We start from the raw sequence: 24,494 nt of genomic DNA on the forward strand, positions 1-24,494 counted from the left end.
CCTAAGAATTTATAACTCGTCAAGAAAAGCTAAACCCTTGACTATGAAAAAAATTTAGAGGTGACGAAAGCGTTGAAAAAAAAATTTGGAGATTTTAAAATGATTAGAAGTGAAATGACAGTAAATTATGGTTTTGTTAAATTGGTAGTTTATGAAATATTGAAATGTGTGGAGTTAGATGGATCTGAAATTTATTGTGGAGCGGGATATATAGAAGAAATTGACGAAGTAGAAAGATATGGAGAAAGTATTGGAGATTGTTTAGATGATTTAAAAAAGATTGTAGATAGTAAGTATCCGGAGTATATAACAACAAATCCGGTAGTTTGGGATAGAATAATTTATGGATGTGGACCTGTAGATATTAGAAATTATGGAGAATTTTAAGTAAGATAAGTGGATCTAGTTTTCTAGATCCATTTATTTTCTTTTTTATATCTTTTACTGGTCGAATAAATTCGACGCTAGAATGCAAAATTGTCGTAGCGATCGCAGTATCAGATTGTTCATTCGTCGGGGGTGGGCGATCGCAGCCTTCAACCTCCATCAAAAAACTCATTGCCCCACCCCACTCCTCACTCACAGCCCTCCCACCAACCCCCGGAATGATAACAAAAAAATAAACAAACACAATAGTTAACAACAATAAGCAAGATATTTTTTTGAGATTATTATTAATATCTTAATTAAAAATTTATAGATTTTTAATTAATAGTTTTGTATAATTATTATAGTAGTAATTGGGATATTAATATGTTGAAAAGATTAGGATTTGTAGATAAAAATAAGATTTGGGATTTTGTTAGAAAATATGAAGATAAATTAGATTTTGAAAAATGGAATGGTAAATATAATGATAGTGGTAGAAAGTGTTTATGGTTGGGTGTTGGTGTAGATTTAGGATTAAGAAGTAAGGTTTATGAGGGGGAAGTTATTGATAAGAATTTAAGATTGAGAATAAATAGTTTATGGGGTAGTAACCACTGGAATAGTATTTTGATTTATAAATATGAAAAAGGAGTAGAGTTGAAATTACATAGAGATCGAGATATTTTTGAAGATAAAGTAATTATAATTAATGTTAGTAATGATGATTTATTTGGTGGTAATGTTGAATTTGTATATGATAATTGTAAAGAAATATTAAGTAATGGAGAAATTATTGAGTTTAATAATAAAAAAATTCATGGTGTGAAAAAGGTAATTAATGAAAGATGGAGTATTAGTATTAGAAAAGTTAAAGTTTAGTTGAAATTTAAATAATATTAAAAATTGGGGAGGCTTCGGCTTCCCTTTTGCTTTGTTAATGCAAAGCTAATACAGCGATCGCACACCTGTTAGAACCCAAGCGCTTGCGTTGGACTCCCGGCTTGCTGCACCTCCGAGGACTCCGGCAGCAGCAAACCTATACACGGGAAAAGGAAAAAAGACAAAACAAGAATGTAACCAATAGCAGTTGTCGTGTTTTCTTGTGGTGTTTTCGTTGTTTCTTATTGCTTTTTCTTTGTTTTTTTGTTATACTAGTTACTAGTAGTAGTTGAGTTGTTGTTATGTTGTCTTCTTTCTTTTCTGGCGTTTCTTCTGTTGGGTTTTCCGGTTCTCGGTCTTGTCCTGCGGCCGTGTCTGCGGTTCGTTCGGTTTTGTCGTTTGTTCCTTCTTCCGGTTGCCGCGTGTCTGTTGGCTGCGCTTCTGGTGTCGATTCGTCCGTTCGTTCCTTCTTCGCTTCTTCTTCTTCGTTGTTGGTTTTTTCCGCGTCTTCCCCTCGTTTCTCTGGTGGGGGGTTTGTCGCCTCTCTCGCCCGTCGGTCGGCCGCTTGCGTTCGTTCCGTCGCCCCTGGTCCTTCTGGTTTGTTGGTTGTTTGTCCTTCGGGTCGGTGTCCGTCGGGTGTTCGTCCTTCCCGGTCGTTTCGTGGTAGTGGTTCGGGTTCGTGGGGTTCTGCTGCGTTGGCTGTGGGGTTGGGTCGTCGTGTTCTGTTGTTTTCTCCAGTCGGTGTTCCGTCGTGGCCCGGTGGTTCCTGGGTTCCTGTTTCTAGTTCCCCTGGTTGGTTTTCTTGGGTTCCGTCCGTTTCTTCCGTTCAGTTGTCGTTGTTTTAGCTGCTAGTTTTTCTGGGGGTTTTCCCCCACTAAGAATTATTAATTATTGAAGATATAGCGATCGCTAACTTGTTTAAATCGAAAATTGTCCTATAGATAGTTCCTTCGTTTCCCCGGAGGGGGAGCTACTACGCTACAAAAGGGCTGTGACGGGGCTTCAAGTAACTCGTAACCCGGAAAAATAAAATGGCCCCTACAGCCTACTTTTGTACACTCCGTAGCTCCTTTGAAAAAAGAAATATGCATATTAATTAATAAAAGACAAAGAGCAGCGCTAACGCGCTGCTTTTGGTATTACCAAGCTTCTCTAAAGTCTTTATTCACATCTTCCCATTTCTCCCCATTCTCCAATCTTTTAGCTATTTTTGGAGCATCCTCTAATAAACAATGATAATCAGAAGATCCTTTAGAATAAACTGGAGATTTTCCTTCCAATAATCCCTCCTCATCCCTAAAGTAAAATTCAGCCCACACCCAAACTTCTGCACCATCATCAACAATAGAATAATCATATTTCCAAGATTCAAATTTCATTTTATTCTCCTTTTATTCATATTACTATTATACCTTATTTTTATGGTATAATGGTAATTATAGAGTAAAGAAATAATATTGAACCATGAAGGTATCCAGCGCTTTACAGTCACAAGTTTTATCAAGATATGTATTGAGAGAAATTTTATTTAAATTAGGAAGAACCAATTGGGAGTATAAATACAATGTTCACGATCTAACCTATGAATTTTGGACTACTGGAGTATGGGTTAAAGAAGCTGGAACAATTATTAGTTATAGAGCGATCGCAGAATATTGGAGGGAAGCGGCAATTAACCAAACCGAACAGTTACCAGTGACTAAAGTACAGGGAGGCTGGTTAGTTTCTTCAATTCAAAACTTTAGTAAGCAGTACTTTGTATACTTCAACAACGGCAAAGGCTGGACTTGCGACTGCATGAAGCACAGGTGTTGGAGAAACCGCATTCCTAAAGAATTACCGCAACTTTATAAGGCTTTAGGTTATAAGATTTTCTGCCACCACGTAGCAGCAGCTTATTACGAGCGGGAACGAAAGTAATGCAGCTATCTAAGAATTTTACTTTGTGGGATTTATGCAGTTGCACCAGCACTTACAGAAGATATGCAGCAACTATAAATCCCTTTCCTGAAAACCCCGAAAGCATCGAAGCGCTAGAAAACATTAGCCAATTAATATTAGATCCAATACAAGAAGCGATCGCACCAATCAGAATTACTTACGGTTTTTCCTCTAAGAATCTGATTAAGTACCTCAACAAAAAAGATCCAGTGACGGGAATCAAAAACGGTCGAATCTGCCCAAAAATAGACCAGCACGCAAGTTACGAACTTAATTGTAGTGGAAATTATATCTGTAAACACCAAGGCGCAGCAGTCGATATTATCGCAAATCTTAGCAGTAGCGCACTTGTACAGTGGATTATGGATAAGCAGTTGCCTTACGACTCGATTTACTATTACGGCGATCGCAGACCTTTACACGTTAGCTGGAGCGTTACACCACGCAAAAAAATCTGGAGATTCAGCGATCGCGGAACTCCCAAGCCTTATTAATAATTAGTCAAAAAAACTTGTTAAAACCCAAAAGTATCCTTCAGATAGTTACCTAGTTTCCCCGGCAGGGGGGCGACTCCAATCCAAAAGAGTTTCTACGGGGCCTCAAAATGATCTATAACCCGGAAAATAAAAGTGGCCCCTGAAACCTACTTTTGTTCATTCCGCTGCCCCTCTGAAAAAGAATTAAGAATTAAGAATTAATTAATTGATAAAAACAAGGATAACCCGGAATTATCCATCACTGCCTCTACTTTGAGGTTGCCTCCTCTATCAGGTATCTGTTAATAAATTATTTAAGAACTCAATCAAGAAATAAATTATTAATTGGTGTAGCGATCGCAGGTCTTACGCTTAGTTTTTATTATTAATTAAAAGAGGTTTGAAATAACAATAGTAAAGCTTACGTGTACCAGTGCGGATGGTTTCAACTTTACTATTGTAGAAATAAATTAGCTCCAACTTACAGTTACCGCACGTCTCTGGTTTGGCTTACGTCCTTTATTTCATATTACTAATATACCAAATAAATAAGGTTAAATCAATAGTTTAGAGGTAACTTTATTGAATCTTTATGTTAGTTTTAGTGGTGTTGCTGAGGAGCGATCGCACCACTTAAGCCTACAATACTCTCTCGTTGAGCCGGAAATTGATCGATTGCTCATTCGTCGGGCAGGCTGGGTACAGCCTACCGCTCCTCACTCGCGGGCAAAAGTTAATCATTGTAATCTGCCAAAGCTTTACTAATCGCCTCACGAATGAAGTTAGACTTCCATCCACGCGGCTTGTCTGCTGCGATCGCATTCAATTTCTCATCATCTTCTATTAATAAGTAAACGGATACAGTCTTATCTGAATAAATCCCCTCAAATTGGTTTTTACCTTCAGGATTTGTTACCGTTCCTTTTGGCGCTCCTCGTTTTTTATATCTTGGTTCCATAAGATTATTAATTATCCTTGTTTATATGGTATGTAAAGATTGTATAAGGTTTACATTTTTCTGTCAAAACCCCATTTACAAAAGCACTCCATTAGGGTAACATAGTTATAGTAGTAATTGAGAAATAACCATGTTGTCTATTCAAGAGTTAAGCCCAGCTTTTATATACATTCCTACTATTGAAAAGTGGGGAAGAATTACCGGGTGTTGCTTAGTTGATGGGAAGTTTCAGTTAATTTATGCGACTGAAAATAACAAAGATTTTGGAACAATGGACGTGGAAACTTGTAAAGATTTAGTTAAAAGTTTCGGTGTAGTTCCTTTCTAAATTAAAAAAAATGGGGGTGAAATTCCCCCAATTATCTCCTCATTTCTGTAAACAAATTATTTAATCATCATGAAATATCAAACAGTTGCTAACCCTCCTCGTGTTTACGTTGCCTGTCTTGCTGCCTACAATAACGGGATATTACACGGTGCATGGATCGACTGCGATCGCTCTGAATATGAAATATCAAGCGATATTGAGAAAATGCTTGATTCATCACCCGTTGAAGATGCCGAGGAATGGGCTATTCATGCTTTTGAAAACTGGAAAGGATTAAAGATTAAAGAAAACGAGGATATTGAAGAATTAGCAGATATAGCGCAGCTAGTAATTAAGTATAGCGCAGCTTACTCAGCTTACTGTTCGCACTGTGGTGAACGAATTACAGCAGATCAATTTATTGAGCGATATCAAGGGGAATTTGATTCTGAAATTAAATTCTTAGAGGATAAATGGGAAGAAACTGGAATACTCGATCAGCTGCAAGAAATTGGCTTTCAATATCAATACATCGACTGGGAAGCGATCGCTCGTGATGAGTTTGTAAATAGTTATTTAAATCTTGACTATGACGGAAAAGTTTACGTATTCAACCGTTAACGAATAAAAAACTTAATTACCGCTGCTGGTATTTCCGGCAGCTTTTTTTATGTTTAAGAATAATAAGAATAATTTAAATCCAGTTTTCACGTCAAGATTCAGGTCATGCCACTGGTTCGTTCGTCGGGGTGGGGGACCGCAAGCTTGCAACCTTCATGAAAACGCACCGAACCCCACCCACTCCTCACTCACATCCCACCCACCCACCCGGCTATAGCAAATGCAAAGCTGTAAACGGTTCGATAATCGTCAAGCATCGAGCATCACTTGAAATCTAGATCCGCGATCGCTTCCTCCAGCGCTTCTCGAACTTTAGATCCCCATCCTTTATGCTGCTTTATTTCCTCTAAGAAATTTTTTGAAACTCTCACACCAAGCTGACTTGTAGCTGGTTCGCTTTGATTAAATTTTGCACCCGCACCTGTTTTCAATCGTGTGGGTTTTCTTAGAAGAAATTTTCCGCTTTTAATGTCATCTTCAAGGATCAATCTTACTACTTCTGCATAGTTTGGAAGCGATCGCAATTTGTCGTTAAGACTTGCTGTTACTTTGATTTTTAACAACTCAGTTAGTGACTCGGTTCTACCAAAGGGATTATAAAGATCGGTTTTACTACTCCCCTTCACAATCCCCTGCTTAAAATCAAGTTTTGTAATATCTTCAATCCTTTCCTCCAAAGTCATTGACTATGTTACCCCAACAGTGTTATATTATTAAGGTAACATAATTACAAAGCATCCGACCAAGATGAACACAACAAAATTATTTGCTGCGATCGCTCACACCCGCGAAGAGTACAGTTATTCAATTTTTCACCAAACTTTATTACACGAGAATCCAGCAGAAAATTACGCTTTAAAACATTTATATTCTGTTGAAAATTGCAGACATCTTTTATATGAATGGGGATGGAAAGCTGAGGAGATTAAAGAGGGAACGAAGCATATAACTATTGATGTGCATAACACCTGTGTATATATTCGCATTCCAGGAACTGTTTTAAAACGCAACAAACCTGTAAAAATTCGTGGAATTAGCAGATACGTTAAGAAGGTTGATTTTTTAGAAACTTTAATCAGCCGCGCATGGGGCAAAGCCGACCCCTATAAACTTGAATTGGGCAACAATTGGGATGAAATTATTGCTCAAGGTAACACCGGAGAGTTTTATCAACTAGAACTTACTTCAATTGGCGTAACCTGTACCTGCTATGCATTTAGCGGACTGGTTAAGGCTTTCGATCAGGACGAGATCGCAGCTAAATTATTAATCGAAAACGAAAAATGTAGAGGTCAAATACCCGATAAACATTGCTTCGCTACCTGGAAGTATTTAAACGTTGAAACTCAGCAGCAGTACGAATATGCATTTACTCAACGTAAAAATAAATATAAGAAGGAAAAACCTCGTAGTTGGGATATTAACTTATTCCCTAAATATTAATCATTAGTCCTGGAGGATGACTTTAAAAGCCTCATTAGCCACTTATTTAAAGCATCCGACCATGAATAATTTTGACTACCAAGAAATACTTGAATTACGCAATGCCTGCGATCGCGTACTTGACCGTGCGGGAAAGCCAGACGAAGCATTACACCAAGCTTTGCTATATAAAAAAGTTTGTTTAAATGCGATTAAATTAGGAATTTTAGAAGAGTTCTTCAAAACCTACCGCAGACTTTTAGCAAAACGGAATAACAACAATTAATTATTTGAGGGGGAAGCATCCGACCAAGAACGTTTACCCCCTCACCCCGTAGGGCATAACAATCTTATCAAACTATTACTAATACAGTCATGAGTGATTTAGTTCGTAACAACCAGCCGGGAGCGATCGCACGCGCACAAGACAGCAACGGCGACTTAAGCCGATTAACTGAAGTAGAGCGAAAGATTGTATACATCGAGATGTGTAAAGCTTATGATCTCAATCCCTTGAGCTTTCCCCTGGATTATATAAAAGGGGACAAAGGAACATTAAAAATTTATCTAAATTCAGTTGGTGCATCACAGTTACGCGATCGCTTTGAAGTTTCTACGCGCATTAAATCCCGTGAATTATTAGAGGATATTTGGGTTGTAGTTGTAGAAGCTCAAAGAGGTAACAGAACCGAAGAAGCCACGGGTGCAGCAAGTATTTTTAATAAGTATGGTGAAACTTCACCAACAGCTAAGGTAAACGCCCTCAAGAAAGCAGAGACCCAAGCTAAACGACGCGCAACTCTTAGTATCTGTGGATTCGGTTGGGACGACGAGGAAAGCGGTAAAGTTCTTAAAGCTGAATTTCATGACCCACCAGAAGATGTAATAGTACGATCTGCTTGCAGCAGCGCTGAGTCCCAAGGGGACACGCTTACGCGATCGCAATTACCACCAGCAATAGATAATTCTGAAATTTGGAGGACTTGGAAAAACCCAGAAGATGCGATCGCTTGGGCAAAAAACGAGCTTCCAGGTAGTAACGAACAATGGTTGATTTCGGAAATGAGGCAGCTTGCACCAATCAACGGGAAGAAAGCGCCCGCATGGGTAAAAAAGATTAACGAGATAAAGGAATTAGGTTAAAGGTTAAAGGTTACAAACTAAAAGCTAAATAATCCCTGTAGTTTTTTACTATGGGGATTTTCCTTACTCTATATGCACTGTACGGTGCATTCATGGCACTATTTAAGTAGTTGTAATTTTCGCGATCGCCTGCCTTATCAAAGATAGACAGCGCTGCAACGATCGCAGTAGTAATTGAGCTTTCACTCATGCAGCATATTTATATTAGCATTTTCAGTTTTGACATACTCACCGTCCTGAAGGAGCGGCGATTCTTGACGCTTCACTGACCGATGCTACCGAAGTAGTCTTACTCAGTCTCTGCGTCCGTTTAGAGTCTCCCAATGCCCTGTGGCGACTATCTGTATTCTAGCAAAAAGCCGTCCTAGAAGGACGGGGCTTGTATCCCAGTTTTTTGGTCAACTATTTTTCTGTGCTTTCCTCTAAGAATAAATCTACCAATCAAAAGGTAAAAGTATGACTCCAATAATAGTATTAATTATAGTTATGCAATGTTATCAAAAAGCTAGTCTGCACCCGTACCCGCTTCCTTTTGAGCTTGCACCAATTCCTCAAAACTGCACTTATAAACTTTCATTAATTTTTCAAAACCCATAGGAGTCATTCTGGGTGCAGTTTTAAGCTGGTCCCAATTCCGAACGGTAGAAACAGCTACGCCAAGCTAATCAGCTATTTCAAGAAGCTTTTTTACCAACACGAATCCTTAAGTCTTTCATATTCATCAAAATTTAGTCCTAAATTAGTAAATTGAATGTTACGTATTTCTTTGCGGTTGGAGTCGCTTGAGATAAATAGCGTTTTTAAAAGTAATGCTTTATACGCCTGAAAAGATAGCGATGGTAAAAAGCAATGGATTTCTCTTGCTAGGTGCAATATTAGTCATACAAAAAATCATTACAAAGCGATCGCACTTCGTTACTTATGAGGAGCGATCGCATTATTGTTTGCTAGTCGCACTATAAATAATATAATAATTAATGTCAAGTGAAACTGGTAAAAAATTAATAATGTTAGACCTAAACGCGATCGCATCTGTGGAGTGGAATCAAGAATTAGGTAAAAAGCTCAAAGCTATACGTGGCAAGGTATCGCGCCGTGCTTTAGCGGCAATGTTACAAGAAAAGTACCAATACAAGGTATCCCAACAGTATATACAGCTTTTGGAGCATCCCGAAGGCAATGAAAAAGCGCCATCAACTGTTTCCTTCAAGCTTTTGCGCTATTTGACTGAAGCTTTGGGAAGCGATATCTACGAGCTATTTAACTCCCCGAAAATTTTTTCTACCGAGACTTGATTTGCGTCAAGTATAGCTAGTAGACTGAAAGACAGACAAATTAAAAAGGCGATACGCCTTTATGCGTAACGCCCTTATTAACCCGCCGGGAAAGGTCGAATTATATCAGATTTAACTTAACCATTGGTCTACCGTGTTAGGACAATAACTATGCTCATAAAAACTAAACTAAATTATGTGTTTCTTGACTTTAAAAATATTGTCGATAAAAGTATTATTCTGTTCTGTCAAGCTACTAGTTTTCCCTCCAATGCTATAACTCGCTCCTCAAGTTTTTCGAGTTTAGTAGCAACGAGGGTAACATCAGTCTCTACTAGCTGCTCTTGAGACAAGTATTCTTTTATCCACTTCAAAATAATTTCTGAAGGATTAGTATTATTAGCCTTCGCTTTGTTACTAAACTCCTCCTTGGTCTTTTTGTCTATCCTGACGGCTATTCTATCGTCTAACTTAATTTCTTCTTCTGGCATAACAAATAAACAAATGTCTACAACCATTATCTTACTTATTGTTATACCATGTTGACACTTGGTATACCACGTTGTACCATTGTGCCAACAGATGAATAATCTGCTGAAGAATTAAAAGGCGATCGCAACTTCTTGGCGGGAGAGCGATCGCCCCTGTTCTTTACCAACAAAAAGGTAAAACTATGAATCCAATAATAATTGATGCTCAAGGTTTAGCGCAACTTGAGTTAGAGCAGTATGTCGAAGAGCAAGCCCAAGAGATAGCTCCGGAGTTTGAAATCGATGCGGTACATGACAGTGACTTTGGTACTTTATACCGAGTTTGGCAAGGAATGAACCTGCTCGGTACTTACTACCGTGCCGATATTGATGGCTTGTGGGTCGCCCAGCCTTGCTGTAGTGAAAAGCGTCCGCGTTGTGAAACTCCAGAACAAGCGCAGCTTCTAATCATCGCTATAAGCGGGTTGCTTGTGGTTGATGTGGCGTAGCCGTAAATATTTTTTTCCTATCAACGAACGGACGCACGTATGAAATGCGTTTTTAGCTAATACAAGGAGATTTTTTTGTCATGAATGAAAATAATGCCCAGATTTTGATATCTAACAAAGATGACCAAAGTTACTGTACCCGCAATGCTGATGGAGTCAGTGGGATGACGGTAACAGCTTTATCTCAATTTTGCGGGACAGAGCAACAAACTATTACTCAGTTATTAAACCGTCTTAGGGATTCTGACCCCATCACGAATGAGCTTGCAGAATGCCTAAGACCTATGGCAGGTAATGACTGGAGACTCATCACGAATGACCCTTCAGGCAAGGTTTTTATTATTGACGAGGTTTGTCATGCAGTGTTGGAATACTACGTATTTGAAGCTCGCAAGTATAAAGGCAAACGAATAGCTGTTCAAAATTATCGGATGGTTGCCAGAGCGGGTTTAAGGGTTTTTATCTGGTCGCAAACTGGGTATTCACCAAACACGATATCTCAAGTGGGAATAAACCCCGAAGAATTATCTACAATCATCACCGTTGCGCTCGAACAAGCGCTAACCCCCATTAACCAACAACTAAACGAAATTCAACAACAGCTTAAATCGCTCCCCGGTACAAAACCCAAACGCCCTTGGATATTGCCTTCAAACACCCCACCATCCGAAATCCCTGAAGGATACCAGCAACTAGAGGACGGCTCTTGGTTGTCACCGGAGGCTTATCAATCAATTCTGCGCCAAGGTAGGCGATCGCTCTGGTGGGAGTTACGACAGTTGGGAGATTTTGAGTAGTTAAAGAAGTCAGAAAAGTACAATGCGACTGCTTTGACAAAACATACTTTGGATTTAACTTTTGCTTTTTTATTAAAACGAACGTATGTCTTGTTGAGCAAATTGTTGGTTAAAAAAACTATTTACAATAAACAAGCAACAAATGATTCATTTATTAGAAAAAATTCCCAAGCATCATGAAGGATGGGTTTATTTACTTTGGGCTATAGGCACTAATAGGTATAAGATAGGACGCTCATTAAACCCAGTTGCTAGGTATCAAACTATTAATAAGCAATCCCCTTATCCTATTAAAATACTAGATTACTTTTGGACTGTTGATGCAATAGCAGATGAAAAGATTTATCATGAACTAAATGCTGATTGCCGTATACACGGCGAATGGTTTGAAATTCAAGATTCTGAACTTAAATTTTTTACTGAGTTTGAAATAAAGTTAGACAGTCTAAGACTTTCAGATTTTTATAATGTTCCTAAAAATTCTGAATATAAAACTATTGCATTTACTTATTCACCTACTATTAATAAGCTATTTTTTCACCATAATACCGTTTTAGACAATTTGATTGATTCCTACATAATGAGTAAGATTTATGATTACTTAATGGATTTGTATGCTGCTATTAACAATAGAGATGATTTGATTTATATAAATTATGTAGTATGCCATGTTATACCTAAAGAAATTCAACTAGAAGATGAAAATATTTACGAATTACTCAAAGGATTACTTATAGGAGCAAAATTTAGGCTTATAGATTTGCGAACTATACACGAAGAGTATTTTTAATCTTTTTACTTTTAACCTAATGTCAATTGTAAAATCGCATATATCACAAAAGTGATGGTGATACCGAAGCCTGTGTGTTACTTCTTAATTAGACTGCGAGAAAGAAATGATGCAAACCGTTATTGTCGGCGCTCAGTGCCAAGAGAATATGCACATGAGCAATCGCCGCACCTGATGGCGATCGCACTTGGGATTTGTTTACCAGCAGCTATCGAAGAGTTGCCCATAAGAATGGGGTTAGTTTGTGCCAGAGTAGTAATTCCGAATCGTCGTCCCTTCGACCCGCCCTTTGAAGTCCTGCCGATTGAAAAACTAATGGTGCAATATGCGATTGATGCGGCGGCTGAGGTGGGGTCATGAATGATAAGCAGCTACCGTCTGTAGATGCAGAAATTGTTGCAGCCCAAGAACTGAGTCTAGATGAGGAGCGTGATCGCTATCACCTCGAACGCAAGGTAGAACGGGCATTCTATGAAGCAGGAAAAGCTTTACAGGAATTAAGAAATAGACGATTGTATCGTTCTACACATGGGACTTTTGAAGAGTATTGTCGCGATAGATTTGGGCATAGTCGGCAAAAATCTAACTATTTGATTGCTGCTGCTGGTGTATATGATAATTTGACAACCAATGGTTGTCAAAATCCACCTATTGATGATTTGACAACCAATAGTTCACAAATCTTACCCACCAACGAACGCCAAGTGCGATCGCTCACCCAACTAGAACCAGAACAGCAGCGCGAAGTTTGGCAACAGGCAGTGGAAACGGCAGGTGGTAAAGTACCGTCGGGTCGGATTGTTAAAAATATTGTACAACAGATTATGGAACGTACCAAAGTGCCGAATCCTTACCGCGTGGGAGAGGTTTGTCAATTTATTCCCAAGGATAATCCAGAATTGAGAGGTAAAGGTAACTGTTGGTGTATTGTTACTGAAGTTAAAGATTTTAGCTGTGTTGTTACTGCTTGGGATAGAAATTATACAGTTGCGGTACAACACTTGAAGTCTAGGAATTATTCGGATTTTGAGTGTGAGGAGATGAAGGGAGTTTGCGATCGCTTAATTCGGTTGTATTCACCGGATATGGAAGCAGCTGCGCTTGTAGTTTTAAAAAGTTTAGGAGAGTTGAAGCGATCGTATTTGACAGAGTTGGAGGAGAAGTTGTTGGGGGTTTTGGAAGAGTATGGTCGATAGGTTTATGAAGGGTGCGATCGCCTTTCTCTGTGTAAGTAAGAAAGCTAAGAAGCAGGAGGTAGAAAGCTTTTTATGGAGCAAATATAACGGGGGTTGTAGTCAACGATGCTATGTACTACATCTGCTAATTTTTTTGGCTACAGCTACGCTTATGCCATCCCATGCATCCCTAAATTAAGATTTTTCATTTATTCGTGCAAAATTCAAGATGGCTTTTTTGAAGAATTGAGTAACTGTTCGGTTATTTACCTACCAAGCTACCCAACCCAGTTTTATTTTTGGATGCCGTTACCAGCATCGCAGGAACAGGCTGGACTCTTCGGTTGCACTCTTGACAGATTCCCACCTGCCAACTCTCACAGTGAAGAGTACTCCCAACGGCGCAAACGACACGAAAACCAATATTGTTGTTGATGTTGTCGCGCGTATTATAGTTGTTACGATACGCGGAACGGCAGTTTTCAGGATTGTTGTTCCAGGAACCGCCCCGCAGTCGGGTTCGCCTATCCCCTCTCTACTCCCTCGACCAATCAAGGGTTGTAAATATCTGCTGGCGTAATTGCCAAGTATCTCCGTGGTCTAAGTGAGCAAACCAACTTTGTATCGATTGATTCACTTTTTCCAAGTCAACTATACCTTGAACATAGTCAGATTGCAAGCGTTTGAGTCTCCGCCTTGCTCGATGTAGGTTGTTATTTCTGACGCGAATTCTATCTGGAAATATTCTAAACCCTAAGAAACTCGCACCAATTTTGGTGGCAAATAATTGACTTTTAATTGGATGAATTTGCAGCCTCAATTGTGCTAAATATTCTTCAATAGCTAATCGCGCTTCTGCTAATAATTGCCAGTCATCTGAGAATAATGCAAAATCATCGACATAACGCACATATTTGCTAATTTTTAGCTGTTCTTTCACAAAATGGTCAAAACTATTTAAGTAGATATTAGCAAAAAATTGGCTGGTTAAGTTTCCAATCGGTAAACCTCTTCTGCGATTCACCGGAGTTAGTAAATCATCACCGGGAAAATAATCAATTACCGTTTCTTGTTCGTTACTATTATCTATAATCGCATCAATTAACCACAGCGTATCGGAGCATTTGATTTTGCGACGAATTAATTGTTTTAATATTGTATGGTCAATACAGGGAAAATATTTTTTGATATCGCACTGAAGCACGTAGCGACTATTACGGGCAAAATGAGTAAATTTCTTTAAAGCGCGATGGGTTCCAAAACCAACTCGGTTAGCGTAAGAGTCATAGATGAATGTTTTCTCAAAAATAGGCACAATGATGTTACAAAGTGCGTGATGAACTACTCTATCTCGATATGGTGCGGCTGAGATCAGACGACTTTTAGGATTTGTCAGCCGAAAAGTACGGTAATTTCCTGGTTGATAGGTTTTATTCGTTAACTCTTGCTGTAATCTAATTAATTCGGTTTCTAGATGATAGTTAAAATCTAAAACGTTGTCCCGAAATCGTTTACCTTTTTGTGCTTTTCGAGTTGCTAAAAGTAGGTTTTCAAATTCAATAATTTGCGGGTAGAGATTACCATAACGCTTCATTTGTCTCTATCTCTTTGTTTTTTTATCCAGCCACCCAATTCCGTACCAATTTCATCTATTAGTTTAATCGCATATTCGTATCTTTGTGGGGAGATAAATTCAAAGTCAAGTAACATCCGCGTCTGATAGCGTAAAATGTCTAGCTGAGTATTCAAAGGTTCTAATTGATAAAGTTTATTTTTGGCAAATTTAGCTTTAATTAATCCCTCTAATAAATCGTACAGACCATTGATGATTCTGTCTCCTAAAGTAAATTTATGAATCTTGGGCAAGCGCTCAATAATTGGCACATACCATCTAATACAATCATAAGTCTTTTGAATAACAGATAATTCTTTCATTATTTAATTATATTTTTATAAATCTTCATATTTTGGAAAAAAAAATCGAGTCGCCAACAGGCGACAAAAAAAGTAAAAAAGAAAAAGAATAAAGCACAAAAGAACTAAAGTATAAAGGGCTACTTAAAAGTCCTCCCAACGGCGCAAACGACACGAAAACCAACAGGGAAGTTGATGACGTCGCGCGAAGTAGAGTCGTTACGAAACGCGGAACGGCAGAAAGCAGGATCGACGTACCAGGAACCGCCCCGCAGTACTTGGTAATGATTATCATTATCGCCTTGATTTTCAGTTTCTGACCATGCACTACCATCTATTGGCGCACCTTCATAGTTCTCATGATAATCATCAAGACACCATTCCCAAACGTTTCCGTGTATATCGTACAAACCAAAAGCATTGGGCGGAAATTGCCCTACGGTCGTGGTTTTATTTTGGTATTTTCCTTTAGATTCATCAGCATAGGTTTCATTAGCATTATAATTTGCTAACTCACCAGTAATAGTTTCACCAAAATGAAATGGTGTAGTAGTACCAGCACGGCAAGCATATTCCCATTCAGCTTCGCTGGGGAGACGGTACTGTTTACCTGTATATTGAGAAAGGCGATCGCAAAATTCAACGGCATCGTACCAAGATACTTGCTCTATTGGTAAATGATTTCCTTTAAATTTAGAAGGTTCTAGTTTCAAGTCGCGATTAATTTTAGGTAGTGCGGCTACGGCTTTCCATTGTGCCTGCGTCACTGGATATTTACCCATTAAAAAAGATTGGACAGTTACTTGATGTTGAGGGCTTTCATTATCCATCCTATTTTTTTCATCTTTTGGAGTACCCATCATAAAGCTACCACCAGGAATAACAACCATATCCAAAGTTGTATTATTCTTTAAGTCTTCGCTTCTGTATTCGGCTTGGCAACGCTGCCATTGAATTTGTTGCCCTTGACGGTTAACAGTAACAACGTCAAATGAAATGGTAGAAGTGCGCTCTATTCCACAAGTAATATGCTTTGCAACAAGAGCATCAAAAGTTTCTTTAACATTTTTAGAAGCACTCAACCACCAAAAAGGTAAATTACCAGAATTTGGAAAATTTTTAATATTTTGACGCACACCCCAACTATAGTTTCCTATAGAGTATTGCGTCCAAAGGTTATCAATCCTACTAATACACGAGCAAGGAATTTTATTAATTGAAGAGATATTTAATTCACCTTCACTTTCTTGGTTCACAGCCTTGAACATAATCTTTGCTGTTTCCTTGCTTGCTTTTTCCCATTCACCAGCAGCGAGATAGTTGACAAGCTTCTCATATTCAGAAAGGATTTTGGCTTTTATTACTCGAATACCATTTTCTTCGTTGCTTCCTTTAATAGTCCAGCAGGTAAGCTGCTTATGTTCTCTAGCTGAAATACTTCTAACTTCATTTTCTATAGGTAATCTGTAATAATAGTTATTAATTAGAAATGTGGAATTGAGATTAAGCCAAGCACAAAACTTAAGCGCATCTTGATAAGTAACATCAATAATTGGTTTTTGAGCATCATTAGAGGAGAAATTTGTTCGTAAATTTAATTGCTCGTTAATAAATAATTGGTATTCAGCATAGGTAATATAGGTACAATCAATGGCAACGTTGTCATTAATGTCATATAAATTATTCAATCTACGAGATAACTTTACTTGTGCTGCCATTTTGGCTATATCAGGTTCGCTAGATTTTAAACCTGATTCCAACATATTTTCTAATTTTGTCTGAGTTTCTAGTTCTATAGACTTCCCTTCTTTCCAACAATCATAAGCTAGACTTAGTGATGCAATGTTGCGATTTTGAAGTGCAAACTCAATCAGTTGTGTTGTATCGCTTAAGGCAGCATAAAGACGAATAGTTTCTGCCCAGGTACTGTTTTGAAAATTATCAATTAAAATACGTTCTTGGTTTGAAGCATTTACTTGAACTGCGGCTAAATACTCTTGAAAGCTCAAATGAGCAAATTCATAACTTCCTGTTTCTTTTTCTACAATTAATCCCACATCATTTTTGATTACTTCTAACCATTCTTCCACAGTCAGTTTATTGCTGGGTGCTTTTTCTAATATTTCTTGAATTAACGATTTACTTTCTTGTGCAGTAAATTTTTGAGTTCCTCGTTTCATTAAATCAAGGGCTAATACCTGCAACAACGATTGATTTTGTTCTCCGGTTAATGATAGGTCAATTTTCTTAGCAGAGACTCGCCTACCTAAGAGTACATCGCAGATTTCTTTGTAAAGTCCTATTCTTTTACCTGGTAGAGAATTACTCGAATGATGGACGGTAGCAATCATTGTCACTAACAAGGGGTTGCTTGCCATTCTGCGGATTGCTGGATTCTGAAGTAGTGCTTCAATCAAATCTTCTGCTTGTTCTTGGGCTGTGAGTCGCACTGCTGGTGTGTAACGTTTGTCCTTAGTAATTTCTGTTTGCAAATACCAGCCTTGAATAAATTGCTTCATCTGTGCAAAGGTAAAGGGCTGGACTTCTAGTACAATATCTACCTGTTCGCTTAAAATATTGTTTTCGTAGCCGTGAGGACGAGAGGTAAGAATAAAAGCAGTTCTGGGGTGAGCTTCCATTTGTTTTGCAACCCACCGACTGACAATAGTGCGATCGCTTTTCTTCGCAACTTCGTCTAATCCATCTAACATTACCAAGCACTTACCATTTTTTAAGCGTTTCTCAAGCCAGTTAGGTGGTGGGTTAAGACTTTCAGTGGAAGGTAGACGTTTAATTTCTTCTTGGATTAACTCACTGAGGCTAGGAGGTTCTGTCTTTAACAGTTGTTCCCGTACATCCCGCAAACGCAACAATACGGGAATAAAATCGGGAGCTTTGTATTTATGGCTTTGTTTTCGGGCATAAGTAAGAGTGATATATTGCAGGAGGGTAGTTTTTCCAGAACCGGGTGGTGCTAAGATAGCAATGCGTCGGAACTGAGCAATTTGATTATTATTGGTTAGAAAATTCCAAATTTCCCTTCCTGTATCAGATTGTTCTATTGGTGTACTTTGAGAAAGTTTAATTTCTGAAGGGATTCCTCCACCTACATTACGGGGAATAGAACTTGCAACTTGAAGTGGAACGAATACATCTTCTAATTTAAGTAATGGTAAACCAATGTTGAATCCCTCCGTTTTCAACTTGATAAACTTATCTACCAAACTCCGGTAATACTTATCTTGAAACCCAGACAACTTCCACCGTAATTTATTTGGTAACGTATCGGTTTGCTTGAGAATGAATTCTGCTGATTTTTTACCACGTTCATTAACACCTTCTTCTAGCTTTTCCATAAAGCCAGTACTGAACTTTGCCCATAAAGACAAGCCAGTCGTAACTATTGATGAGAATATTGCTTCTTTCCATTGTTGATGAATAGCAAAATGACCTGTTGCAAATCCCCCAATACCTGTAGGGAACCATTTGATAAAATTCTTCCACTTTGGTGTTTGCTGCATTGCTCATCTAAGGTATTAACCAAACCTATAATAAAAGTCTCTACAACAATTTAAAAGCTTAATAACAAAAAATACAACTAACGATAGATATAAATATTATATTTTGTGTAATAAAACTATATGCTCTCCAATATGAGAGTAAATTTGCCCATAAACCATTAATAGTTTTCATTTGCCTTTCTTCCGATAATCCCAAGGCTTCTGATAATTCCCACTCCAAACACCGACTTTTTGCTGACGCGCGATCGCCTCTGCATTTTCAATCGCTATCTTATTCGGACAGCTATTTGAATACCTAGCATAATGGTACGCAAATCCAGACCTTACCATTTCTTCATTGAGAAACTTCTCGCTGCCATCGGGGAGTAAGGTAAAAACTTCCGCAACAGTTCGACCATAGCGATCGCGTTCAACTTGAGAAACCATTACTTGATTCCCAGCTTCTTGAATTAACTTTTGAAGATAAACGGTAGCATTATTTCCTAAAGGCATTGCCTTCTCAGGTGAATCGATGCCACAGAATCTAATTTTCATTTGCTTATTTGTCTGGCGGACGGTTATCGTATCCCCATCCGACACTTTAACTACTGTCCACCGTTCACTTATCGGTGCTACTTTACTACTATTTGCTGTCTGCCCTTGCTGCTTTCCTGACAAAAGTAATATAAGAAATACACCGCCTACCCCAACAAAAAGTCCCGCATTTATAAAGTTTTTGGTAAGTTTTTTCATCTTTATTCACCCCAGTTTTTATAAATAATCAATTTATCTACAGTAAAATAATAAAATGCTACTAATTCTATAATCCACAAGAAGTAATACTACTAATTGTCCGCGAGTTTATAGCTAATTCACCTCAGTGTAAGCCTGTATTTTTACTAATCGACAAAATCAAAAATTATTTTTTAAATAGCTGCATAAGCAATTATTTTTTGGTTTTAAACAATGATTTTCAAATTTGGGAAAGTCGGCATTTTATTGAGTTCCGTAGTTGGTATTGCAGTTTCTCCTCTGAGTGCTTTTGCTATTCCGTACCAGTCCAACACTGTGTACAAAGCAATGGATGGAGCAAATCAGGTGGTAGTGTTTAGCGCTAGTCCTGGCTCTAGAATTAGCGTAAATTTAGGTACTTCACCTCGTCCTGCTGCACGTTTGGCTGGTGCCTGTGGTGAGGTACGGATTAGTCCCCCCTCTTCAGGGGATTTTACCGGATTGGAAGTTGATGGAACTGCTGTAAACGCTGCAACTCTTTCAGTACAATCTCTACCTAGTTGTGTAAACGGTTCTTTTAGCGAGGCTCGCACCACCAACTTTAAGACCCCTACCGGACAAGTGATTATAGTTAACAAAACTCCTCAATCTGCTGTAACCATTTCCCTCCCGGCTGCGGTAACTCGCAACGTAACTGTAGGTGCTTGTGGTTTTGGTGTATTGCGCCCCACAAATTCCAGCGGTCCACTGCCTGCAACTTTTAGCGTAGATTCAACAAATTACACCCTTGCTTCTTTACCCGATTCGGGTAGCGCTCCATACTGCCGCACCATAAACGGCACCCCCTACGGATACGTACCTGCTACTTGGTAATCAAATTAAATCTCCTTTTAGCATCCTATGCGATCGCTTTCCTCAAAAAACTGCGATCGCAAAGCTACTCCCCCTTGAGAGTATCGCTTCTTTTTTCCTAATATTAAAATGTTTAAATACTTCATTTTTTTACTAATAATATTTTATCAATCTCCCGTATTTGCACAACAATCTACAGCTTTTAAAGATGAGAATAATACATTATTTTTATATGGTTTAAATCCCAATCAGCCTGTAGAAATTGAATTTAAAAAGCCGATACATAAAGCTTTTATTGCTGATGAATGCGGGTTAGTTACAATCAACTCTGATGATGTTATCCAGTTTGAAAGTCAGGTCATCACGCCCAACTTTAATTTTGAGATTAAAGAATTACCAAAAACCTGCACTGAATTAGCAACATATCCTCAGATATTTAAGATTCCATCAGGAGCGATCGCAGCACGGGGGATTCCTAATAAAGCTTATAAAATCACTTATCCCAATCATGAAATAAAAAGGCAAATAGTTGCTAATGAATGTGGATTTATTCAAATTCGCAATTTTTCTGCACCATTTTTAAATTTACCTACCGTTACAAAAGAACGAGCCGATTTTGCGTTTGCGGATTTACCAGTTAATAAACCCTTAGCTTGTTTAAAAAATAAACTTTATTTTCCAGTGGGATTCGATCCGAGAACTGCGGTTGCTTCTGCCGTGGGAGCGTCAAATCTTCCAGATACAGCACCACCGAGCAATACGGTTAATTCGCAAAATGCCCAACCTGTAGCGACGAAGAGCGGAAACTTCTTGATAATAACTGGAATTCCACCGGGAGATTACACGGTTGCCAATGCTAGTAATCCAGCACAAAAGAAGAATTATACCGTTACGAGTAAAGCTTGTTTGGTGAGCGATCGCACTACTATCGGTTCTCCTAATGACTTTTTAGTTAGTCGCCAGGGGTTAACCTTTCCTATTAGTTGGAATAATTTGCAAACTGTTTCTACTGTTCCGGTATGTAAATAATTATGTTTAAAAAATCGCTTTTATTCTTATTATTAATTTCTTTATTTCCTCAAGCTGCATTTGCTCAAGTAAAAGGGTATTTAGGAAAAGATGGATATTTTAATATTCGGGGATTAAATGCCAATCAAGCTTACCAAATAAATTTAGAGGGAATGCCTTTAATTAGAGCGGGGCGTTCCAATAGCTGTGGGGTATTACGAGTTGCCATTTCAGGGGCGGTAAAAACATCGGATAAAATTGAAATTCATGATGTAAGAGCAAATAAATTCTACGGATTTGCCAATACCCAAAGTATTCCTGTAGAAGAATTTACCTGTAAGCCAGGAGAAGTAAAACCAGGTAGAGATATTTGGAAAGATGAAAAAGGAACTTTATGGATATCAGGATTAACACCAAGCAGCGCTCAAACTATTAGGTTACTTTCAGAGAATTCTACTCGTAAAATCCGCGCTAACTCCTGCGGGTTTATATCTTTACGTTTAGCTAATCCTCAACCACCAGGGCTAGTTGTAGATGATAATCAAGCTTTTCAAATAGATGGGGCGAATAGCGGCGGGGGAATTGTTTGTAGGCGTGGCAAGCTTTATGTCGCCTATCCTCCAGAGCCAGAAATAGCTCCAGTATCAGCTGCAACTTGGAAGCAAAACCCACTATCACAAATTAGCTTTGCATCGTATACCGCGATCGCAACAATTACAGGTGTAAGTAACGGGGGAGGAGGGGGAACTAATTGGAGCGAACCGCCTTCTCAACCACCACCACCACCAGTATTTAATCCACCCGAAGAAGAACCACCACCACCGCCACCAGAGGAACCACCACCACCGCCACCGGAGGAACCACCACCACCGCCACCGGAGGAACCACCACCGCCACCGCCACCGCCAACAAAGCCACAACCACCGCAGGGTCAAAGAATGTGTAAAGTTGGCAGTCAATTTATAGTTTTACAGCTAACTCCGGGTGTAGAATATGAAGCCGATGAAGATGATACTCGTACACCTCCAAGACAAGCGATCGCAGACTCTACTGGTAGAGCAGAATTTGAAAATATTAACTTTGAAAAGGAGTATGAAGGCGTACCGGCAGGTCTTTATGTTTGGGAGCGAAATTCTGAAAGAACAGTTATCTCAACTCGTGTAAGTATCGTTCAGCCCTGTCAAAATCAATAATAAACAATTAAATTTCGGCATCTTTTACCGACAAAACTAACAATTTAATTTCAAATAAACTACGTCGCATTTTTGCCCAAGCTCTATAGGTTTGGGCTTTTTGATTATCTAATTGATTTTGTCTTTGTAGATAAGTTTCCGTATCAGAATTGCCTCTGGTATAACGAATTTCAAATACTTTGAACTGGTCGATCGCTCTTGTTGCTACTACTTGAGAAGTTTGGAAATCAGTTCTAGCTTCATCAAATCTAATCAACGATTCTGCTACTTTATCGCGAATAGTATCGGCAAGCTGCGCCCTGCTTCTTTGCAGTTCCGCTACCTTCACCTGGATGTCGGAGATTGCGATCGCGTTACGTTGAGCATCGGCGTTACCACCTTGAGTTCCTAAAAAGAAAGGGATACCGATAACATTAATTAAACCGTTAATTAAGCTAGTTCTTCCTCTCAAAATTCCGGCGATATTGTCAATTAAACCAGTACCCGGTGCTTGCGGTTGTCCGGCTGCGGGTGTGGGACCAAGTAAGTACTGCAATGCTGGAGTAAGAACTGCAAGCCGAATAGATTTTTTATTTCTTACCTTTGCTTCATTAATTCGTTCGTTGGCTTCCGCAATCCGAGCATCAATTTCTTTTAAAAGTGGAGATTGCGCTACTGCTCGATCTTGTAGCTGCTGCAAACAAACTGAGGAAGTTTCTAGACACGGTAAACCACCCCGTAATAACCGCCACATATCATCATTCATTTCCCTTTGTAAGATTGCATCAATACTTGGTTTATTAAAGGGATTTTGTTCGGGTTTAGGTAATTGGGAATCAGATTCTTCGTCTACTTGTTGGGCTTCCTCTGGAGTTATTTCTTGAGGTTCTGGTTCCGATTCGCTTGGGGTTTCAACTGGTGTTTGTTCTATTTCTGGTGGTGGTGGTATTTTATCTGAAGAATTTTTAACAGGTGGTGAAGACGGAACTGGTACTGTTGCGGGTACGGGTTTAGTTTGTGCCGTTACTCTGGGAGTTAATAATAGATTTAGGAATAGAGCTAATAGTAACGATTGTTTGATATTTGCCATTGTTACCCGTCCAGTTTTTAATTCTCCTGATATATCCATTCCGAGGCGATCGCACTGCTGGAATTAATGCGAGTTTGTCATCAATACCGCTTAGTGAAAGATTGACTTGAGCTAGCTGGTAGTCGCGATCGCGCAAACTTTGGGCATATTGGGTTTGTTGTTGCGAGTAGGATTGGACTGATTGATTTTGCTGCTCGACACGTTGGGCTGCTTCAATCGAGGCTTTGTATTCTACTAGTTTGCGGTTATTACGAGCAGTTTCTAGGCGAGATTGTGCCATGCTTAATTGCGATCGCGCTAGCTGCACCCCAATTTCTAGGTTTTGTAATTCTTGTTGCTGGATTACCGCGCTGGCGTTGAGTTTGGCGCGTTCCCGCTCTAGTGCCGATTGTGCCTGGTCGAGTTCTGATTGCAATTGGGCAAGTTTTGCTTCTTCATGGCGAATTACTGGTGCTTCTAATTTCATGTCGCGCATACTTTTGAGTAATTCTTCTTGCTCTTTAACTTTCTCTTGTGCTTGACGCAATGCTGCTTCTGACTTTTCAGCTTCAGCCCTTTTTTCTGGGTTATCGGTTTGTAATACAGGCGATCGCGATTCTAGGATTGACTGTGCCTGTTGCAGTTTGAGTTGTGCAGAAGCAATACTCGTTTCTTCTTCCATAAACTGGGCTGGTGGTAGTTGGACTATCGGCGGTGGTGGGGAAGGTTTAATCGGTGCGGGGATGGGTTTGGATTTAAGGTTATTGATTTGCAATAGTATCGATTGGCGCTGTTTGCTTAGGCGATCGCGTTCAATAGAATTATCAGCAATAATTTGTCCAATTTTAATTTCTTCACCTTCTTTTACTTTCAAGTGTGTTGGGTCATCAACTGTAATAGTTAACTTTAATAACGGTTGGGGCTTAATGCCCGGTTGTAACTTAACTATATTTTGGGGAGTCGTCACGGGTTTGGTTTGAGCAACTGCATTTGTACTATTATTAATACCGCTCAATTTGGGTACAGTTAACCCCAGTACTGCCACTCCCACACAGACACATAATGCTTGCTTAAACTCGTTCATAGTAAATCCAATTACCTATTACCAATTACCTA

31 protein-coding genes are annotated in these 24,494 nt (G+C 39.0%); 19 read left to right on the forward strand and 12 right to left on the reverse strand.

The window, feature by feature from the left end; translation table 11 throughout:
• The first annotated feature begins 60 nt into the window (after window positions 1-60).
• The 3 genes from VB797_RS15115 to VB797_RS15125 all read left to right on the forward strand — a co-directional run bounded on the left by VB797_RS15115 (window position 61) and on the right by VB797_RS15125 (window position 2,093).
• Window positions 61-387 carry a hypothetical protein gene (locus VB797_RS15115; protein WP_323238518.1) on the forward strand — a complete coding sequence of 109 codons (327 nt, stop codon included), beginning with the start codon at window positions 61-63 and terminating at the stop codon, window positions 385-387.
• Between the two features lie 366 nt (window positions 388-753).
• Entirely contained in the window at window positions 754-1,248 is a 495-nt protein-coding gene (locus VB797_RS15120; RefSeq protein ID WP_323238519.1) for a hypothetical protein, read from the forward strand.
• Between the two features lie 491 nt (window positions 1,249-1,739).
• The gene (locus VB797_RS15125; RefSeq protein ID WP_323238520.1) at window positions 1,740-2,093 is read left to right on the forward strand and encodes a hypothetical protein; all 354 of its coding nucleotides are present in this window, start codon (window positions 1,740-1,742) and stop codon (window positions 2,091-2,093) included.
• Window positions 2,094-2,387: 294 nt separating this feature from the next.
• Here the strand turns inward: VB797_RS15125 and VB797_RS15130 are convergent, their stop codons facing one another.
• Window positions 2,388-2,627, reverse strand: a complete 240-nt coding sequence (locus tag VB797_RS15130) for a hypothetical protein (RefSeq protein WP_323238521.1) — start codon at window positions 2,625-2,627, stop codon at window positions 2,388-2,390.
• Between the two features lie 85 nt (window positions 2,628-2,712).
• Here VB797_RS15130 and VB797_RS15135 point away from each other — a divergent pair, with 85 nt between their 5' ends.
• Together VB797_RS15135 and VB797_RS15140 are read left to right on the forward strand one after the other, a co-directional pair.
• Window positions 2,713-3,168, forward strand: coding sequence for a hypothetical protein (locus VB797_RS15135; RefSeq protein WP_323238522.1), 456 nt, complete (start codon window positions 2,713-2,715; stop codon window positions 3,166-3,168).
• Window positions 3,168-3,683 carry a hypothetical protein gene (locus VB797_RS15140; RefSeq protein WP_323238523.1) on the forward strand — a complete coding sequence of 172 codons (516 nt, stop codon included), beginning with the start codon at window positions 3,168-3,170 and terminating at the stop codon, window positions 3,681-3,683. Before VB797_RS15135 ends, VB797_RS15140 begins: the two co-directional genes overlap by 1 nt.
• 715 nt (window positions 3,684-4,398) lie before the next feature.
• Here the strand turns inward: VB797_RS15140 and VB797_RS15145 are convergent.
• Window positions 4,399-4,623, reverse strand: a complete 225-nt coding sequence (locus VB797_RS15145; protein ID WP_323238524.1) for a hypothetical protein — start codon at window positions 4,621-4,623, stop codon at window positions 4,399-4,401.
• 130 nt (window positions 4,624-4,753) lie between these two features.
• On the opposite strand from VB797_RS15145, the gene VB797_RS15150 reads away from it, so the two are divergent.
• Both VB797_RS15150 and VB797_RS15155 read left to right on the forward strand, forming a co-directional pair.
• Window positions 4,754-4,951, forward strand: a complete 198-nt coding sequence (locus tag VB797_RS15150; protein WP_323238525.1) for a hypothetical protein — start codon at window positions 4,754-4,756, stop codon at window positions 4,949-4,951.
• A gap of 69 nt (window positions 4,952-5,020) precedes the next feature.
• The gene (locus VB797_RS15155; protein ID WP_323238526.1) at window positions 5,021-5,551 is read left to right on the forward strand and encodes an antirestriction protein ArdA; all 531 of its coding nucleotides are present in this window, start codon (window positions 5,021-5,023) and stop codon (window positions 5,549-5,551) included.
• 263 nt (window positions 5,552-5,814) lie between these two features.
• Here the strand turns inward: VB797_RS15155 and VB797_RS15160 are convergent, their stop codons facing one another.
• On the reverse strand, window positions 5,815-6,234 hold the full coding sequence (locus VB797_RS15160; RefSeq protein WP_323238527.1) for a hypothetical protein: 420 nt from the start codon (window positions 6,232-6,234) through the stop codon (window positions 5,815-5,817).
• A gap of 64 nt (window positions 6,235-6,298) precedes the next feature.
• On the opposite strand from VB797_RS15160, the gene VB797_RS15165 reads away from it, so the two are divergent.
• From VB797_RS15165 to VB797_RS15175, 3 genes are all read left to right on the forward strand, one after another.
• Window positions 6,299-6,994, forward strand: a complete 696-nt coding sequence (locus VB797_RS15165; RefSeq protein ID WP_323238528.1) for a hypothetical protein — start codon at window positions 6,299-6,301, stop codon at window positions 6,992-6,994.
• Between the two features lie 16 nt (window positions 6,995-7,010).
• Window positions 7,011-7,259: a hypothetical protein gene (locus VB797_RS15170; protein ID WP_323238529.1), complete on the forward strand. Its 249-nt coding sequence runs from the start codon at window positions 7,011-7,013 to the stop codon at window positions 7,257-7,259.
• 89 nt (window positions 7,260-7,348) lie between these two features.
• Complete coding sequence (locus VB797_RS15175; RefSeq protein ID WP_323238530.1) at window positions 7,349-8,116, forward strand: hypothetical protein; 768 nt, start codon at window positions 7,349-7,351, stop codon at window positions 8,114-8,116.
• Window positions 8,117-8,126: 10 nt separating this feature from the next.
• Here the strand turns inward: VB797_RS15175 and VB797_RS15180 are convergent, their stop codons facing one another.
• Window positions 8,127-8,306, reverse strand: a complete 180-nt coding sequence (locus tag VB797_RS15180) for a hypothetical protein (protein ID WP_323238531.1) — start codon at window positions 8,304-8,306, stop codon at window positions 8,127-8,129.
• 817 nt (window positions 8,307-9,123) lie between these two features.
• Here VB797_RS15180 and VB797_RS15185 point away from each other — a divergent pair.
• Window positions 9,124-9,411 (forward strand): hypothetical protein, encoded by a 288-nt coding sequence (locus VB797_RS15185; protein WP_323238532.1) that lies wholly within the window; start codon window positions 9,124-9,126, stop codon window positions 9,409-9,411.
• Window positions 9,412-9,638: 227 nt separating this feature from the next.
• On the opposite strand, the gene VB797_RS15190 is transcribed toward VB797_RS15185, so the two are convergent.
• Both VB797_RS15190 and VB797_RS15195 read right to left on the reverse strand, forming a co-directional pair.
• Window positions 9,639-9,881, reverse strand: a complete 243-nt coding sequence (locus tag VB797_RS15190) for a hypothetical protein (RefSeq protein ID WP_323238533.1) — start codon at window positions 9,879-9,881, stop codon at window positions 9,639-9,641.
• 41 nt (window positions 9,882-9,922) lie between these two features.
• On the reverse strand, window positions 9,923-10,048 hold the full coding sequence (locus VB797_RS15195; protein WP_323238534.1) for a hypothetical protein: 126 nt from the start codon (window positions 10,046-10,048) through the stop codon (window positions 9,923-9,925).
• 15 nt (window positions 10,049-10,063) lie between these two features.
• On the opposite strand from VB797_RS15195, the gene VB797_RS15200 reads away from it, so the two are divergent.
• The 5 genes from VB797_RS15200 (at window position 10,064) to VB797_RS15220 (ending at window position 13,152) form a co-directional block, all read left to right on the forward strand.
• On the forward strand, window positions 10,064-10,369 hold the full coding sequence (locus VB797_RS15200; protein WP_323238535.1) for a hypothetical protein: 306 nt from the start codon (window positions 10,064-10,066) through the stop codon (window positions 10,367-10,369).
• Window positions 10,370-10,449: 80 nt separating this feature from the next.
• Window positions 10,450-11,166, forward strand: a complete 717-nt coding sequence (locus VB797_RS15205; protein WP_323238536.1) for a hypothetical protein — start codon at window positions 10,450-10,452, stop codon at window positions 11,164-11,166.
• A gap of 142 nt (window positions 11,167-11,308) precedes the next feature.
• A complete protein-coding gene (locus VB797_RS15210) occupies window positions 11,309-11,956 on the forward strand; it encodes a GIY-YIG nuclease family protein (protein WP_323238537.1) in 648 nt (215 codons plus the stop codon).
• Between the two features lie 54 nt (window positions 11,957-12,010).
• Window positions 12,011-12,316, forward strand: a complete 306-nt coding sequence (locus VB797_RS15215) for a hypothetical protein (RefSeq protein WP_323238538.1) — start codon at window positions 12,011-12,013, stop codon at window positions 12,314-12,316.
• Window positions 12,313-13,152: a hypothetical protein gene (locus VB797_RS15220; protein ID WP_323238539.1), complete on the forward strand. Its 840-nt coding sequence runs from the start codon at window positions 12,313-12,315 to the stop codon at window positions 13,150-13,152. The genes VB797_RS15215 and VB797_RS15220 overlap by 4 nt, the downstream gene beginning before the upstream one ends.
• Window positions 13,153-13,666: 514 nt before the next feature.
• Here VB797_RS15220 and VB797_RS15225 read toward each other — a convergent pair.
• The 4 genes from VB797_RS15225 to VB797_RS15240 form a co-directional block, all read right to left on the reverse strand.
• Window positions 13,667-14,725, reverse strand: coding sequence for an RNA-directed DNA polymerase (locus VB797_RS15225; RefSeq protein ID WP_323238540.1), 1,059 nt, complete (start codon window positions 14,723-14,725; stop codon window positions 13,667-13,669).
• Window positions 14,722-15,066 carry a diversity-generating retroelement protein Avd gene (gene avd / locus VB797_RS15230; protein ID WP_323238541.1) on the reverse strand — a complete coding sequence of 115 codons (345 nt, stop codon included), beginning with the start codon at window positions 15,064-15,066 and terminating at the stop codon, window positions 14,722-14,724. The genes VB797_RS15225 and avd overlap by 4 nt, the downstream gene beginning before the upstream one ends.
• A gap of 119 nt (window positions 15,067-15,185) precedes the next feature.
• Entirely contained in the window at window positions 15,186-18,566 is a 3,381-nt protein-coding gene (locus VB797_RS15235) for an SUMF1/EgtB/PvdO family nonheme iron enzyme (protein WP_323238542.1), read from the reverse strand.
• A 168-nt stretch (window positions 18,567-18,734) separates the two neighbouring features.
• A complete protein-coding gene (locus VB797_RS15240; protein WP_323238543.1) occupies window positions 18,735-19,298 on the reverse strand; it encodes a thermonuclease family protein in 564 nt (187 codons plus the stop codon).
• 213 nt (window positions 19,299-19,511) lie between these two features.
• Here VB797_RS15240 and VB797_RS15245 point away from each other — a divergent pair, with 213 nt between their 5' ends.
• From VB797_RS15245 to VB797_RS15255, 3 genes are all read left to right on the forward strand, one after another.
• A complete protein-coding gene (locus VB797_RS15245) occupies window positions 19,512-20,150 on the forward strand; it encodes a hypothetical protein (RefSeq protein WP_323238544.1) in 639 nt (212 codons plus the stop codon).
• A gap of 108 nt (window positions 20,151-20,258) precedes the next feature.
• Window positions 20,259-21,158, forward strand: coding sequence for a hypothetical protein (locus VB797_RS15250; protein WP_323238545.1), 900 nt, complete (start codon window positions 20,259-20,261; stop codon window positions 21,156-21,158).
• A gap of 2 nt (window positions 21,159-21,160) precedes the next feature.
• Window positions 21,161-22,330, forward strand: coding sequence for a hypothetical protein (locus VB797_RS15255; protein ID WP_323238546.1), 1,170 nt, complete (start codon window positions 21,161-21,163; stop codon window positions 22,328-22,330).
• 7 nt (window positions 22,331-22,337) lie between these two features.
• Here the strand turns inward: VB797_RS15255 and VB797_RS15260 are convergent, their stop codons facing one another.
• Both VB797_RS15260 and VB797_RS15265 read right to left on the reverse strand, forming a co-directional pair.
• Complete coding sequence (locus tag VB797_RS15260) at window positions 22,338-23,399, reverse strand: hypothetical protein (RefSeq protein WP_323238547.1); 1,062 nt, start codon at window positions 23,397-23,399, stop codon at window positions 22,338-22,340.
• Window positions 23,320-24,462: a hypothetical protein gene (locus VB797_RS15265; RefSeq protein ID WP_323238548.1), complete on the reverse strand. Its 1,143-nt coding sequence runs from the start codon at window positions 24,460-24,462 to the stop codon at window positions 23,320-23,322. Before VB797_RS15265 ends, VB797_RS15260 begins: the two co-directional genes overlap by 80 nt.
• Window positions 24,463-24,494: the final 32 nt, after the last annotated feature.

This window comes from Rivularia sp. UHCC 0363 (assembly GCF_034931125.1).
In the GTDB taxonomy this organism is placed as follows: domain Bacteria; phylum Cyanobacteriota; class Cyanobacteriia; order Cyanobacteriales; family Nostocaceae; genus Rivularia.